This window comes from Hyphomicrobiales bacterium (assembly GCA_016710435.1).
In the GTDB taxonomy this organism is placed as follows: domain Bacteria; phylum Pseudomonadota; class Alphaproteobacteria; order Rhizobiales; family Aestuariivirgaceae; genus Aestuariivirga.
Genome location: JADJVV010000010.1, coordinates 31500 through 44546, shown reverse-complemented (window position 1 = coordinate 44546; position 13047 = coordinate 31500). Strand labels below are relative to the sequence as shown.

Below are 13047 nucleotides of genomic sequence, written 5' to 3'. Positions count from 1 at the left end.
GGGGATGCCCGATCCCGAGAAGGATAGCCCGGCACAGTTCGAGGCCAAGACGAGAACGCCGTTGGGCAGTCCAAGCTGGCCTTGGCGCGCGCCGCAATTACCTGGAAGCGCACCGCCGCGATGACCGCAAATTCATTCAGACGCTGGCAAAGTCCGGATCGGATCGGCGCCATGGTGCCGCTGTCGGACAAGCGTAGGCATCATCAACCAGCGGCTTGATCAGGCGGCCTTGTGAAACAAGAGCCGCAATCCGCTCGCTCGTTCCGCAGTCTTCAAACAGCAGCTTTCGCGTCATTCAGCGGCGGGAGTTCGGAATCTGATGGATTGTCTCCGCAGATCACCACACCGCGCCATCTTGATTGACCGACCCGAAGCGGCAAGAGCTCGACGGCCCGCCGGCCTGGTCGTTGCGCCGCGAGCTCAGGCCCAGCAGCCCGCCACCGGCCAGGTTGCGGCCGAGCTGCCTGCACCGGCTGCACTGGCTCCCAGCTGCGCCGCCACGCAGACTTCGGACTGGTTCTCCGAGCTGAACGGCGTCGCCTCGCCCCAGAGCGCGCCGCCGCAGGAGGCCAGAGGGCTAAATGGCTGGTCAATCTCCGTCCGCGTCTGTCAGGACCTGGCGCCGAGGCGGGAACACGCACGGTCTTTGAGCAGTACCCGCTGAACTCGAAACCCTACGGCCAACGCCGTTATTCTCGGTGCCGACGACGCCGGTACGGGTGACGCTATTCAGAAGAACCTTGTGATCGGTTCGTGCGCCGCGAGAAGGATGCCAACGGATACGAGGTCGTCGTCACGCGCGGGCCGGATGGTCAGGAACAGCGCGGCTATGTGAATTGGGCCGGCCTCGACACGCGGGACGTGTCGAGGGCGATCTACGGCTCACTGCCCTACATCGCGACGGGCGGAGCTAGGAGCGGCGCTGAAAGGGGCCGGTGTTGGCCTTCAGGCTTGGAGGCAGTCCGCGGCCAGGTGGGGCGACTAGCCTGGGCGTGACATTGCGGCGGGCGTCCAGGGTTCGGAACAGGGCGCGTTGATCCTCTAGGCCGGCGTCATGGCCGGATTCGGTGCGGCTGGACCTGCTGCTGGGATGGCAGCAGGAGCGCTATGGCGCAAGTTCGTGACCGTGCCGGGGCTGGCTGACAAGGCGACGGGCAATCTGACGGCTAGGGGCCCCGAAGCGGGCCAAGTGGGCGGGTGTCGATCCTAATGACGTGACGCCGGATTTCGCCAAGTCGTTTGCAAAGACGTTCGCAGAAACAGGCAATCCGCAGGAGGCTGCGGTCAGAGCCGACGCCAACAAGTTCGGTATCCGGGTGTCACCGGGGCAGGCGACAAAGCGCAAAGACCTTCTTCATACCGAGGAGGCCATGTCAGGGCAAGTACGGCGACAAGGCGCGCTCTGGAAAAAGAAGCCTTTGACATTCTTCAGAAAGATGAGTTGCGCAAAGCGGCTATGGGGGCAACCTGTCGGCAAGCCAGCCGAGCATTGGGGCCATGGTCGCCCCGCATCGAAAGGCGGGCGATAGCCTGATAGGGGCCGATCCAAAACCCATTGGAGAAGATATTCAGGCTACGTTGCAAGGCGCGCGCAAATCGGCTGAGAGCTTGGAAGACGACGCTGAGGGGGCGACAAGCCTTGAGATAACGCCGGAGGCTGCCAAAGAGCTGCCGGACATTCTCAACAATAAGCTTGGCGGACGGATGATCAACGAACGGGCGAATCCGGCCGCATTCGAAATGGCCCAAGAGGTTCAGCGCATCATAGCCGGGGAGGCGCCGGAGAAGGCCGCCGATGGGTCGCGAACCGCCGACCAAGAACGTCGACCAGATGCGCCGCAATCTGTTCGAACTCTGTGCAAATCCGCGGCTAACACCGCCGACAAAGCAGCCAGCAAGGTCATTTATGAAGGGTTTAACGACTGGATCACGGTCTCGCTGAAAAGAAGCTTTTGGCTGGTGATCCGGAAGCGGCTTTGAAACTCGTCAAGGCGCGCGGGTTTACAAAGGACGTGCATGGCATCTTCGAGCCTAGGCCGCAGATGGTGCGAAGACACAGCCGCGCGGCGCATCGGGGCCATTCTTGACCCTGGCCAAAGCTGATAGCGGCGAGTCTGTCATTCAGGAGCTGTTCGGCTCGGAAAGGGTCCCGTACCATAACGCAGAACAGCGTAGCGACGCTGAAGAATATCAAGATGGCGTTGACCGGTTTTTCCAAAAGAGGAAGCCACCTGGCCTGGAACGATGTCCGGCTTGCCTGCTGGTCGCGCCTCGTGACCGGCAAGAACGGGGAAACCATGAACCCGTTGCAGTTGTCGAGCACCATGAAAGAAGCCATGACGCAGCAGCGGTCTGTGATGGCCACGTTGTTTTCGCCTGAGGAATTCACCGAAATCCGGCGGTTTGCGCGGGCCGTTGATGCCATCGCCTACAAGCCGCCGAACGCATCAGGATCGAGCTACGGCGTTGATAGTTTCGCGCGAAGCCATCGGCAGAATCACCAACCTGCTTATGACCAATCGGGCGGCCGGACCTCGTTTGCCAACGCTGCCGCGAGCAAGCTTGGGCTGGTGGATTCTTAGGGGGCTGTCGCCGCCCGCCGCGCTCTTGCACGAGGTATCAAACCATCCTGCCCCAACGTGACGCCGGCCATTACCGGCTCGGGGCAGGCGCTCTACAATGGTCAAAGAGGCGGCGGCCGATAGTCACAATACTTACAGATCAGGAAGCCGATGATCAGGCAGTCTACCGCGAAGTAATCCAGCGTTCCGTCTCTCGTACCCATTTGAGCCATAAGCCGAGCACGGCCATGGCGAGGGTCGTTGCCGTGATGACGAATACCTGTCCCCAGCGTTCCGGGTTTCCCACGTCGCAATCCATCTAGGAACGCCTAGCACATGGCCAATGCAACCGCCGTTTTCACTCCAGGTCAACGCATCTCCGACCTGTCGTCCTACGCGTCGTCTGGAGCCTACGCTGAATTCTTCGTGGCAGGCAGCACGATACCGAAGGAAGTCTTCGCCGATGCAGAACTCTCTGTATCGCTTGGGACGACGGTCTACACGGATTCGCTAGGATACCCTGTTACATCATACGGGGGAACCACAAAGACGCTCGTCTACACAAATGACAAGTCTTACAAGGTCACGATCAAGACTTCTGCCGGCGTGACGATTGCCGAGCACGACAACTGCAAGGGCGCGGTGATCGCGTCATCAGGCGGCGGCGGGTCGTTTCTCACCCAAGACGCAGCCGACGTGCGTTATACCCGCAACGCCAACGCCCTATCAGCCATAACAAACCTTGCCTCTGGCGACACGTTTGCGCATTGGAGTGCGGCGAACGCCGGAAATCGCGGCATAACATGGGCGGACTTGCAGACCGATATGCTGTCCGAATGGAGGACTGCCGGGTATGTGTTTTCGGCCGGCGCAAGGGTTCTATTCCAGGGCACTCCTCCGACAGGATGGACGCTCGAAACCGGGGCGGCCTACAACGATGCGGCGTTGAGGTTCACGACCGGCACGCCGGCGACAGGCGGCAGCGTGGCCTTCTCAACCCTGTTCGCATCACAGACATTGACCGGCACGGTTGGAAGCTCGGGGCTTTCGATCGCAAATCTTGCCGTCCATGATCACAGCGATTCCAGTGCGGCCGGGTCTGTGACTGTAGCTTGCAGGTTCTGATGTGACGATCTTGCCGAATACCGGCACGACGGGCTCTGCCGGTTCGAGCACGGGTCACGCTCATTCCCTCATCATGAACGCTTTCAACATGGCGGTGAAATACGCCAGCGTGAACATAGGGCAGAAGGCATGACGGATATGTTTCCTCCGAAAGAAAAGCTGTGCCGGTTTTCCGGTTTTGAGAAAAGCTGCCGGCAGCTTGTTGTGGACGGCAAGTGCACCGACGCTTGACCAACATTCAAGGGACACATCCACAGAGCGGGGCCCCCATGGACAAGTGGGGCTGTTGCTTCGAGCTTTCCTATCTTCTGACGCTGGAAGCCTCCGCAAGGCGCACCATGCCGCTGCCGACGTTGAACGGCTCGGCAGCATGATTTTCGATCCAGACGTGAGCGCGCGAACTCGCCAAGGCTAACGAAATGAAAACCATCGAGGCCCCGGAAACAATGACACAGATCATCACCATCAATGTTCCCGATAAGACCGTTTATGCCGATGGAACCGGCATCAGGCTTCCCGATCTCGATTGGTCTGTGTTCGATGGCGATCCGTCCACGCCTTGGGACGATGTTAACTTCGTCGAGTTCAACCCTGAGACGGGGCAGGGCTACATCGAATATCGTGAGATCATCACGCAGCCGTTCAGCCGTCCGAACATCAAGCCGGGCAATAAGCTGATCTCCAAAGCCGACTTCGAAGCCGATTACGGGTGGGTTTTGCCGGTGTTCTTTGAGGAAAAGGCGAGGCTTGAGACTGAGGCGGCCCGGCGCGCCGCTGAAATTAAAGCCGCTCCTGCACGCGAACGACCGGCGCAGCAGGGCGCGGCGCTTTCAAACGAGGAAGTAGCCGCCTTGAACGAGCGGATGGCCGCAATCGAGGCTGAGAACGCAGAAAGCAAGGCGAAGATCGACGATATGCTGAAAGCGGCGGCAAAGATCGAAAGCGGCGGGGTGTGAGATGATTCCAGCATCAATCCGAACGAACAACCCCGAAGCGATGTATCCGGGACCGAGCGCGAAAAAAGTTCGGGGCGGTAAAGATGGAGAAACTGACAAGCAAAGGACGGTGTGCATAAGATAGCTTGCTTCGATGATCCAGTGAAGGGCGCCGCCGCTCAGTTCCATTGCTTTCGTCTCCGAATTACACCGGCCGCACGATCCGCAAGGCCATCGAAAAATGGTGCGGCGGATACTATGCCTCAACCTACATCAAAGTGCTGGAAAAAACGGCGGCGTCACGGCCGACACGATGTTGACGGCCGATCTTTTGAAAAATCCACAGGTTGCCATCGCAATCGCCAAGGCCATGGCGTTGCAAGAGGCTGGCAGACCATACCCCATGACCGATGAGCAGTGGGCCGCAGCTCACGCTTTGTGCTTTGGGCCGGTTGCCACTGTTGCGGTGGCGGAACCCGCCGAACTCAAGGAAGAACCGGCAGCGTTCGCGCCGGACAACCCGCTGCCGTCGCCCAAGCCTGAAACACGGGTTGAGACGATGAAAACGCAGTCTCGAAAATGGAGCATCATAAGCTTCATCAAGAGATGGCTTGTTGGTGTCCCTGCCATCGGTCTTGCTTCAAACGAGGCGGGTCTTTCCATGCCTGACATTCCAGCCTTACAGGAGAACCTCAGTGCAGCTCAATCGATATTTTCCAGCCTTGGCAGACTGGGCATTGTGGGCTGGCTCATGGTCCTTTTTGTCGGTCTCCAACTGGTCCAGGGCTACATGGTCGAAGATGCGGCTGAAGGCCGTTCAACTCCGAGCGGGGGGGCCTAAAGGGATGTGGCTTCTGCTGCGTGGGATTCTTATGTCACGCGCCGGGGTTTTCGCCATGGCGGCGCTTGCTGCTGTTTCGTGGCTGAAGATGCACGATTATAATCTGCGAAAAGACGAACGGTCTCGCGTTGCCGCCAAAATCGAACAGAAGGCCAACGCCAATGCCGAAAAAGCTGATGCTGCCCGCAAGTCTGTTGACGCTCTCCCTGCTGACCGGCTGCGCGACAAATACTTTCGTGACTGACGCGTCGTGCAAGGTGTTCAAGCCGATCGGTGCCAGCAAGGCCGACACCGAGCCGACGAAACGGCAAGTGGTCGGCCACAACCGCGCCTATGATGCGATCTGCCCAGCGAAGGGTTAGACCATGGCAGGAACTTTCAGAGGCCACACCTTCAACGCTTTGATGCAGCCAAACGCGGTCGATGACCGGCCGCTGGCGTTCAGGTCAACGCTGGCACCGTTTGGCACCTACGCCAATCCAGACGGGTCTGAAAGCTTTGGCTTTGCATGGCCGGCGGCCGTGACGGAGCCCATCAACGCTGCTGCAGCGGCTGGCTCAGAACTCCTATACCGAAGACGGGCGGCTGGGTATCCCTGATCCGAGGCACCCGGAAAACCTGTCGGACATGGAAACGCTGCTGTGGACAGGGTTCGGGTCGAATGCCCTCAAAGGAACGGCAGGAGCTGCACTGAGGCCCCTTCAGCAGCCGACGATTCTGGAGCAGTACCACGCCGCCAACAACCTGCCGCATCCCGGCTACGGATACCTGCAAGAGCCGGTCGCATCCACAGCGGAAGACGCGCTTCGGTGGATGCGTAAAAGTGGGCCCATCATCGATGGAGAGGTACTTTCCGACACCGGCAAGCCTTCCCTCATGGGAGCGGCAGTTGCAGGTGAAAACGCACGTCCAGGCATTACAGCCTATCACGGGAGCCCTCATGATTTTGATAAGTTCTCACTCGATAAGATCGGAACTGGTGAAGGGGCTCAGGCTTATGGCCATGGGCTGTATTTTGCTGAGAATGAAGGGGTGGCGAGGAGCTATAGGGACCAACTTGGAAGCTATGACGATGCTGTCCGGTGGACAGGTGATCAGCCACCGACAGAAGTTCAACAGCGTCTTTTGTCTCAATTAAAAGGTTCAGACGTGCGTTCTGGTAGGGCAATGGATGTGCCAATGCTCAAACGAGAACTTGCCATGATGATCAGGGACGCAGAGCACGGCATGTTTCCAGATGAAAAAATGGCTGCAAAGTACCGCGCGCAATATGATGAACTTCTGCGAATGGAGCCAAATATAGAACTAGCCCCTCCCGGCCACATGTATCAAGTCCGCATTAACGCCAACCCTGAAGATTTCCTAGATTGGGATAAGCCGCTAAGACAGCAAAGTGAAAAAGCGCGCAACGCTCTTGCTGGTCGCTTTGCTGATGATCCAGTTCGCAGCCAAGATTTGCAGTACGAAGGTGGCGCGTCAACACCTTCTTATATTCTCAGAAACGCAGCAGACGCGGAGACGACTAAAGCTTTGCGCGAAGCAGGCATCCCCGGCATTAAATACCTGGATCAGACGAGCCGTACTGCTGGCGAAGGAGCTCGCAACTATGTCGTTTTCGACGATAGCCTCATTGAAATCCTGAAAAAGTACGGCCTTGCTGGAGGTGCCATCGGCGCGAGCAGTCTGTTCGATTTCAATACTGAAAACCAATTCTAGTGCTGCGTCCTTTCCTCCCCCTTTAGAGCCTTGGAGACAGGACACCGATGAATGCCGCTACAAGAAATCTTGCAGACGCAATTACAGAATACGCGCTTGCTCACCGAACTCATGAAAGAATCAGGCCAGAACACCGGCCGGATTGCGACATTGGAACGCCGGGTGGATCGAATCGAGGATCGCGAAATGCCGAGACGGCCGCTCGCTTCATGGACGCCGCGCGACTGGATGATGGCGGCGTCCGGGATCGCGATTCTGCTGGCAACGGTGTCGGAAAAGATCGGCTGGACAACGGCAGCGGGGGCTCTTCTAAAGCTCTATGGCGGGAGATGATGGCTAGTCTCTGCAACGGAACGCGGGTCTTTGCTATCTGCCTAGGATTGGTTGCTTTCATTGTGGTGATGTAAGGGTGGCCTTCCAGTTACTTCATAGCGGCCTTTTGGAAAAACGCACGCAGAGGGCGGGTGCTGCTCAAGGATGCGCTCCAGCGCCCGGTGCTGACGCTTCTCCGGGTTGAGGCGGTATTTGTAAGTGAGCAGCATCAGCGGCCTTCCCTGCTAAACTATTCTGCGACTTGCTTGCGCGTCTCAGCGCACAACTCCTCGACGTTAACGCCAGCGGCCCGCTGAGCGGGAGTTAAATCACAATCGTCAATGTCGCCGCTGATGCCCGACACGTCGCCTCTGATGCCCGACACGTCGCCTCTGAGGCCCAACACGTCGCCGCTGAGGCCCGACACGTTGCCGCTGATGCCCGACACGTCGCCTCTGAGGCCCAACACGTCGCCGCTGAGGCCCGACACGTTGCCCCAGATGCCCGACACGTTGCCCCTGAGGCCCGAAACGTCACCCCAGATGTTCGAAACTTCGCCCCAGATGTTCGACACATCGCCCCTGAGGCTCGACACGTTGCCCCAGATGTTCGAAACTTCGCCCCAGATGTTCGACACATCGCCCCTGAGGCTCGACACGTTGCCGCTGAGGCCCGCTGGAGGTCCCTCAACTTTTGAGCCGTTGGCAAAATGCCAAATGCCAACCTGTGGACGGCGTGTGAGGGATTTTTTCATCCTGCGGGCCTTTTCAGTTGAATCCTAAGATGAAGCGTTCAACCGCATCGCGGTCGCCTTTCGTTGCTGCCAACGCAGCATGAATGCCAAGGGCGCTCAGCATCCCTTTAAGTTTGGTGTCGTCGCGCTTGTCCATGTCCGACATCATCGACGTGACGCCATCCAACAGATCGCCGCGACGGACGCAATCCATTGCGCGATCCTTGCACCATTGAACGTATTGTTCGCGAGCTTCCATTCTGCGGGCCTTTCGTTGTTATTGGGCACCATCGTCTACGCGCTGCGCAGCGTTGTTTAGCTGCTCCGCCAAATAGCGTGCTTGTTCCGTGGTCAGCCGCAGCGGCGTATCCGTCATAGTCATGCAAATGTACCCGTCTGCGTCTTGGAGTGTAATGGCCTCGGCTCCGCCATTCGCGAATTGCGCGTTGGTTGTCGCGATGCCACCTACGCCATGTCTCTGCTTTACCATCTGCTGTCCTTTCAAATGACTTCGTAAACGTGCCAAACGAACGGTGCCGAGATAACGGTTGCGCGCCATTCTCGCTTCGTTGGTCCTTGGATTGGATGGCCAGTCCCGAACACCTTAAATTCTTTTGTTGCAACCGGCCTTTCCTCTGTTCAATGCTGGCAACGGATTTGTAGATCAGCCGTCTACCGTCAACCAACGTCAGTCATTGCTACGCACAAACTTGATAAGCTCTTGGCGATTTGCGTTCCGGCGCTGACCTCGTAACGGGTTGCCCCGTCATTCTTGACCCGTGCCGCCTTACCGTTGCCTGCCTATCGCGTGGTGCGCTCCCGCTGTATCTGACGTTTGCACAGCCTATATACCAAATCACGTTTGACTTGTCCAGCCTAGTGGTGGTAGATTGTGGACAAATCACACTGACGATGATTGCGGAAAAATTTGCGTGACACTGGACAATGCGAAAGGCGGACGCCTCATAGGCTACGCCAGGGTTTCAACGGTTGAGCAAAATTTGGATATGCAGATCGAGGCGCTGCGCAGGGCTGGAGTCGCTGAACGTCATTTACACGTTGAGAAGATCAGCGCGTCTGCCAAGCGCCGCCCCGTGTTCGATTGGGCTTTGAAGATACTGCGCAACGGCGACACGTTTATTGTCTGGCGTCTTGACCGGCTAGGCCGCGACGTTCGGCAAATTCACCGGACACTCGACATTATCAAAGAAAGCGGCGCGCAAGTTAAGTCACTCACGGAAAACCTAAACACTGACGATCCATACGGCGCTTTCGCTATCAACATGATGGCCAGTCTCGCACAGCTAGAGCGCGATCAGGTTATACTGAGAACGCGGGCGGGTGTTGAGGCGGCCAAGCGCAGGGGGCAACGGTTTGGAGTGCTTCCCAAGTTGAACACTGAGCAGCAAGCACAGTGCAAAAGATGGAAGCAAGAGGGCATGACGGTGCGAGAAATCCGCTCGGAAGTGCTAAAAAAGAAATGGGTTAAAAAGATTTCAACCGGCGCGATTGGCAACTACGTCAAAGCCAAAAAGCGCAAGACATAAATGGAGGCACGACGTGCGCACAAAAGAACGTGTCCGTTGATTTGCACCGCGTCCGGGCAATCTAAACCAGCCACAAAACGAGGTCTGCGGTGCGCAAGGAAGTGATTGGCGATTGCGAGCTTTACCTGGGTGATTGCCGGGAGGTAATGCCGTCCATTACTGGCGTAGAAGCCGTCGTGATGGACCCGCCGTATGGAATTAACTTCAAATGGGCAGAGGCCGAGAGGAAGGGCCGCAAGTCCGGCTTGGCGTGGGGCGCAGGCACGCAGGATCGCCAGCCCAAATGGCAGAATATCGCCGGGGATACTGAGGCGTTCGACCCGACGCCGTGGCTCGGCTTCGATCAGGTCATCATCTGGGGCGCCAACAACTACGCGGACCTTCCTGCTGCACGGCGCTGGCTCGTGTGGGACAAGCGGCGCGAGACCACTCCTGACGACCACGGTGACGCCGAGCTGGCGTGGACCAACCTGGATGGCGTGATCCGCATCCATCGGCAGCTTTGGCGCGGGATCGTTCGGGAGGGCGAAGAGAACGTCGCCATCGCCGAGAAGTACCACCCGACCCAGAAGCCGGTGGCCCTTATGCGCTGGTGCGTAGGGATGACGACCGGCAGCGTCTTGGACCCATTCATGGGCTCCGGGACGACAGGCGTTGCGTGCGCACGGATGGGCCGCCGCTTTACCGGCATTGAGATCAACGAGGGCTACTTCGACATAGCCTGCCGCCGCATCGAGCAGGCGGGCAAGCAGCCCGATCTCTTCGTTGAGCCGCTTCCACCTAAGCCCGAGCAACTTTCGCTCCTGGCGGCGGAGTGAGCCATGAAGAACGCAATCTGGCTCACCGGCTACGGCGATATGGAACGCCAGCGACCGGGCCGACGCAGAACGGCGGTTTGACGAGTGGCGCAGCACCATCCCGGAACCCGTCGAAAGAGAGTTCGGGAAGGTGGCGCGGATGATGGAACGCTGGCGCACGGAGGTATTTGCCTATTTCGAGTGCGGCATTACCAACGCCGTTACCGAGAACCGCAATAGCCTCATCAAAACGATTTACCGAAATGGGCGCGGATACACCTTCGACGTTATTCGCGCCAAGGCGCTTCTGGCGCCGCCGCTTCCAAACACCACCAGGGAGTGCCCGATGTGCAAACTGCAACCGTAACTTACCCCATCCTGCATCGATCACAAAAGCTTGGACACAATGTCTGAACCTCATGCCCCTGCATCCATCCATCAATCATTGGAAGAATGGAAAACGTCATCCACGCCGATATTAAAACGGCAACAGGCGTTCCAAGGATGATGGCTTTGGTGCTCAAGTCGAGATTGGTCCACATCCTCATGATTCGTCCCTCGGCACTCGTGTTCCGTCGAATTTCAGCTTCCACTTGGTATTCCATCCCCGTTTCCGTTTCATAGATCTTGACAGCAGATGCTTTGTCGCTGATCGGCGTTGCTTGCCGGCCTGTGCGTGATCGGAGGCATCCTTTGAAGGCTTGCACCACATGCAGGTGATGCCGAGATTGTCCCAATCGTTGGTGCCGCCGCACTCAAGTGCGATGATGTGCTCGACTATCCAGTCATCACTAGGGCCAAGCTTTCGTCCGCACTCCCGGCAGCACCCGTGACGCTCAAGAAACAGCTTCGCCGCCTGCTGTTCTGATAGGCGGATGCGGCTATCGTGATGCCAGGGTGAACGGGTCATAGTTTCCGAGCCTCACGAATGGCTTTTCTGATGTTGGTTCGCAGCGAAAGCGTGTTCCTGGCACAGGAAAAGACCTTCGAGAGGCTGACGACGATATTGATCGCGATGCCGCCGACGTGGCCTATTAAGCGCGCGTGAGGATCGCCAGCAATGACCTTGGCATCTGAGATACCAAGCTCCGAAGCGATGCGTTCGGTTTCACGTATTTCCTTTCTCATGCTGCCCTCTCTGTCTGTTTCAATACTTCATCAGGGTCCAGCCCAGTTTCTGCTTTGTAAACCTCTTCAACTTCGTCGTTGAGCTTATTGAATTCCGCCGGCCCTAACTTGTCGAAGGCGATGGACTTCGCTTTGAACACCCGAACCAAGCCGCCTTCCGGGTGAGGACGTATGAAAGCAAACGCTCCGGCTGCCTTCACCGCTGCTTCCACCATCAATGCCGCCAGCTTGGTCAGCGCCGGCTGGTCTTCGGCAAACTCAACCGGTACGTCCGTCGTCTCGCGGTGGCCGGCTTTGACCAAAGCCCACTTGCGAAGGTGCTCTTCGCTCTCCGGCTGGAATTCCGCCGTCTCCGGCCAATGGTGCTTCATTGCTCGAAGCACTCCGAAGAACCGGCGCAACTGCGCCAGGCTCCGGGGCTTGCCTTTCACCGGGTCAAGATCGCATTGACAGTGCGGGCACTTCATCTTTCCAAATCCGTTTGCGAATGAAGAAGTATTGCCGATGCCGTCGAGATCGGCCACGCCAAGCCGAGAACGCCTATGAAGATCATGAGACGGGGGATCATTCGAGCGTTTCCTCTAATGCTGAAATTTTGTCGATGAAGTAGTCCTTTGTGATTTGAGGAACGCCAGCGTTCGTCATCATGTGGGCATTCTCAGCGCGGACCTTCTGCAACTGCTTTGCGCTCTTGCAGCCATCAATGGCCGACTTAAAAGCATCAGCCCAGGTCTTGATCGCAACATCCGTCATGGCTTCGGCATTGCGAACCGCTTTTGGCTTGTGGTCAGGCTCATGCGGTGTTGCCTCATCACTGTCATCCTCAAGTGTGGACATCATCAGCGTCTTGGTCAGGATATTCTTGACGGCGTTGGTGTAGGCTTTCGAATGGGCCTTGTCGTTGTCGTCGGTACCAGAACCCCAACCGCCAGTTTCGAAGACGCTATCATTATCGACGCAAGCAAATGCTGCATTGACGTAGACACTCGTCATATTTCCGCTGACCACAACACCATCCTTGGTCTGACGAGGCAGAAACACCAATCCATTGTCAATCAGCGCCCGCTTGCCGAACGTCACAATTTGAGCAGACGAAACACCCTTGAACGAGAATTCCTTGCCGCTCTTCTTCGAAATGCCCTTAATCGTCATGTCCTGCGTGATCGTCTTCACGTCGTCTTGGGCTCTGGCGATGCGGATATAGACGCTATCATCAGGCTTCCATTTCTGAGTGCCTGCCGCGCCATCAGCCATTTCCATTCGTCCATCGGGACTGGTCGCAGCCACAGAGATAGCTCCGCCACTTCCATCTGGTCGCGCCACGTTCGTCCCGTCATTTCGAGCACGAACGC

General features: G+C 57.7%; 18 protein-coding genes. 11 read left to right on the top strand and 7 right to left on the bottom strand.

Annotated elements, in window-relative coordinates; all coding sequences use genetic code 11:
- Positions 1–1497 precede the first annotated feature (1497 nt).
- The 8 genes from IPM06_18285 (at position 1498) to IPM06_18250 (ending at position 7511) form a co-directional block, all read left to right on the top strand.
- Complete coding sequence (locus IPM06_18285) at positions 1498–1980, top strand: hypothetical protein (protein ID MBK8772351.1); 483 nt, start codon at positions 1498–1500, stop codon at positions 1978–1980.
- Between the two features lie 215 nt (positions 1981–2195).
- A complete protein-coding gene (locus IPM06_18280) occupies positions 2196–2582 on the top strand; it encodes a hypothetical protein (protein MBK8772350.1) in 387 nt (128 codons plus the stop codon).
- A gap of 315 nt (positions 2583–2897) precedes the next feature.
- Positions 2898–3686, top strand: a complete 789-nt coding sequence (locus IPM06_18275; protein ID MBK8772349.1) for a hypothetical protein — start codon at positions 2898–2900, stop codon at positions 3684–3686.
- A gap of 419 nt (positions 3687–4105) precedes the next feature.
- A complete protein-coding gene (locus IPM06_18270; GenBank protein MBK8772348.1) occupies positions 4106–4642 on the top strand; it encodes a hypothetical protein in 537 nt (178 codons plus the stop codon).
- Positions 4643–4862: 220 nt separating this feature from the next.
- Positions 4863–5462: a hypothetical protein gene (locus tag IPM06_18265; protein MBK8772347.1), complete on the top strand. Its 600-nt coding sequence runs from the start codon at positions 4863–4865 to the stop codon at positions 5460–5462.
- 4 nt (positions 5463–5466) lie between these two features.
- The gene (locus IPM06_18260) at positions 5467–5706 is read left to right on the top strand and encodes a hypothetical protein (protein ID MBK8772346.1); all 240 of its coding nucleotides are present in this window, start codon (positions 5467–5469) and stop codon (positions 5704–5706) included.
- A 383-nt stretch (positions 5707–6089) separates the two neighbouring features.
- Positions 6090–7178 carry a hypothetical protein gene (locus IPM06_18255; GenBank protein MBK8772345.1) on the top strand — a complete coding sequence of 363 codons (1089 nt, stop codon included), beginning with the start codon at positions 6090–6092 and terminating at the stop codon, positions 7176–7178.
- Between the two features lie 51 nt (positions 7179–7229).
- Positions 7230–7511, top strand: coding sequence for a hypothetical protein (locus IPM06_18250; protein MBK8772344.1), 282 nt, complete (start codon positions 7230–7232; stop codon positions 7509–7511).
- A gap of 229 nt (positions 7512–7740) precedes the next feature.
- Here IPM06_18250 and IPM06_18245 read toward each other — a convergent pair whose 3' ends face one another.
- Genes IPM06_18245 through IPM06_18235 form a run of 3 tightly spaced genes read right to left on the bottom strand, consistent with a single transcriptional unit; the run spans position 7741 to position 8782 of the window.
- A complete protein-coding gene (locus IPM06_18245; GenBank protein MBK8772343.1) occupies positions 7741–8244 on the bottom strand; it encodes a hypothetical protein in 504 nt (167 codons plus the stop codon).
- Between the two features lie 13 nt (positions 8245–8257).
- On the bottom strand, positions 8258–8482 hold the full coding sequence (locus IPM06_18240; protein MBK8772342.1) for a hypothetical protein: 225 nt from the start codon (positions 8480–8482) through the stop codon (positions 8258–8260).
- A gap of 18 nt (positions 8483–8500) precedes the next feature.
- Positions 8501–8782 (bottom strand): hypothetical protein, encoded by a 282-nt coding sequence (locus IPM06_18235; protein ID MBK8772341.1) that lies wholly within the window; start codon positions 8780–8782, stop codon positions 8501–8503.
- Between the two features lie 373 nt (positions 8783–9155).
- On the opposite strand from IPM06_18235, the gene IPM06_18230 reads away from it, so the two are divergent.
- From IPM06_18230 to IPM06_18220, 3 genes are all read left to right on the top strand, one after another.
- Positions 9156–9770, top strand: coding sequence for a recombinase family protein (locus tag IPM06_18230; GenBank protein ID MBK8772340.1), 615 nt, complete (start codon positions 9156–9158; stop codon positions 9768–9770).
- Between the two features lie 146 nt (positions 9771–9916).
- Positions 9917–10588 carry a site-specific DNA-methyltransferase gene (locus tag IPM06_18225; protein ID MBK8772339.1) on the top strand — a complete coding sequence of 224 codons (672 nt, stop codon included), beginning with the start codon at positions 9917–9919 and terminating at the stop codon, positions 10586–10588.
- Positions 10589–10625: 37 nt separating this feature from the next.
- The gene (locus IPM06_18220; protein ID MBK8772338.1) at positions 10626–10934 is read left to right on the top strand and encodes a transposase; all 309 of its coding nucleotides are present in this window, start codon (positions 10626–10628) and stop codon (positions 10932–10934) included.
- Positions 10935–11111: 177 nt separating this feature from the next.
- On the opposite strand, the gene IPM06_18215 is transcribed toward IPM06_18220, so the two are convergent.
- From IPM06_18215 to IPM06_18200, 4 genes are read right to left on the bottom strand one after another with little or no spacing between them, the layout of a single operon-like run.
- Positions 11112–11477: an HNH endonuclease gene (locus IPM06_18215; protein MBK8772337.1), complete on the bottom strand. Its 366-nt coding sequence runs from the start codon at positions 11475–11477 to the stop codon at positions 11112–11114.
- Positions 11474–11695 (bottom strand): hypothetical protein, encoded by a 222-nt coding sequence (locus IPM06_18210; protein ID MBK8772336.1) that lies wholly within the window; start codon positions 11693–11695, stop codon positions 11474–11476. The genes IPM06_18215 and IPM06_18210 overlap by 4 nt, the downstream gene beginning before the upstream one ends.
- Positions 11692–12219 (bottom strand): hypothetical protein, encoded by a 528-nt coding sequence (locus IPM06_18205; GenBank protein MBK8772335.1) that lies wholly within the window; start codon positions 12217–12219, stop codon positions 11692–11694. The genes IPM06_18210 and IPM06_18205 overlap by 4 nt, the downstream gene beginning before the upstream one ends.
- 40 nt (positions 12220–12259) lie before the next feature.
- A complete protein-coding gene (locus IPM06_18200) occupies positions 12260–12982 on the bottom strand; it encodes an ERF family protein (GenBank protein MBK8772334.1) in 723 nt (240 codons plus the stop codon).
- Positions 12983–13047: the final 65 nt, after the last annotated feature.

Excerpts from the sequence above, each read along its gene's own strand:
- IPM06_18260 (MBK8772346.1), top strand. The coding sequence starts at position 5,467 with ATGTGGCTTCTGCTGCGTGGGATTCTTATGTCACGCGCCGGGGTTTTC.
- IPM06_18265 (MBK8772347.1), top strand. The coding sequence starts at position 4,863 with ATGGTGCGGCGGATACTATGCCTCAACCTACATCAAAGTGCTGGAAAA.
- IPM06_18255 (MBK8772345.1), top strand. The coding sequence starts at position 6,090 with ATGGAAACGCTGCTGTGGACAGGGTTCGGGTCGAATGCCCTCAAAGGA.
- IPM06_18225 (MBK8772339.1), top strand. The coding sequence starts at position 9,917 with ATGCCGTCCATTACTGGCGTAGAAGCCGTCGTGATGGACCCGCCGTAT.
- IPM06_18285 (MBK8772351.1), top strand. The coding sequence starts at position 1,498 with ATGGTCGCCCCGCATCGAAAGGCGGGCGATAGCCTGATAGGGGCCGAT.
- IPM06_18280 (MBK8772350.1), top strand. The coding sequence starts at position 2,196 with ATGGCGTTGACCGGTTTTTCCAAAAGAGGAAGCCACCTGGCCTGGAAC.
- IPM06_18270 (MBK8772348.1), top strand. The coding sequence starts at position 4,106 with ATGAAAACCATCGAGGCCCCGGAAACAATGACACAGATCATCACCATC.
- IPM06_18275 (MBK8772349.1), top strand. The coding sequence starts at position 2,898 with ATGGCCAATGCAACCGCCGTTTTCACTCCAGGTCAACGCATCTCCGAC.
- IPM06_18245 (MBK8772343.1), bottom strand. The coding sequence starts at position 8,244 with ATGAAAAAATCCCTCACACGCCGTCCACAGGTTGGCATTTGGCATTTT.
- IPM06_18210 (MBK8772336.1), bottom strand. The coding sequence starts at position 11,695 with ATGAGAAAGGAAATACGTGAAACCGAACGCATCGCTTCGGAGCTTGGT.
- IPM06_18240 (MBK8772342.1), bottom strand. The coding sequence starts at position 8,482 with ATGGAAGCTCGCGAACAATACGTTCAATGGTGCAAGGATCGCGCAATG.
- IPM06_18250 (MBK8772344.1), top strand. The coding sequence starts at position 7,230 with ATGCCGCTACAAGAAATCTTGCAGACGCAATTACAGAATACGCGCTTG.
- IPM06_18235 (MBK8772341.1), bottom strand. The coding sequence starts at position 8,782 with ATGGCGCGCAACCGTTATCTCGGCACCGTTCGTTTGGCACGTTTACGA.
- IPM06_18215 (MBK8772337.1), bottom strand. The coding sequence starts at position 11,477 with ATGACCCGTTCACCCTGGCATCACGATAGCCGCATCCGCCTATCAGAA.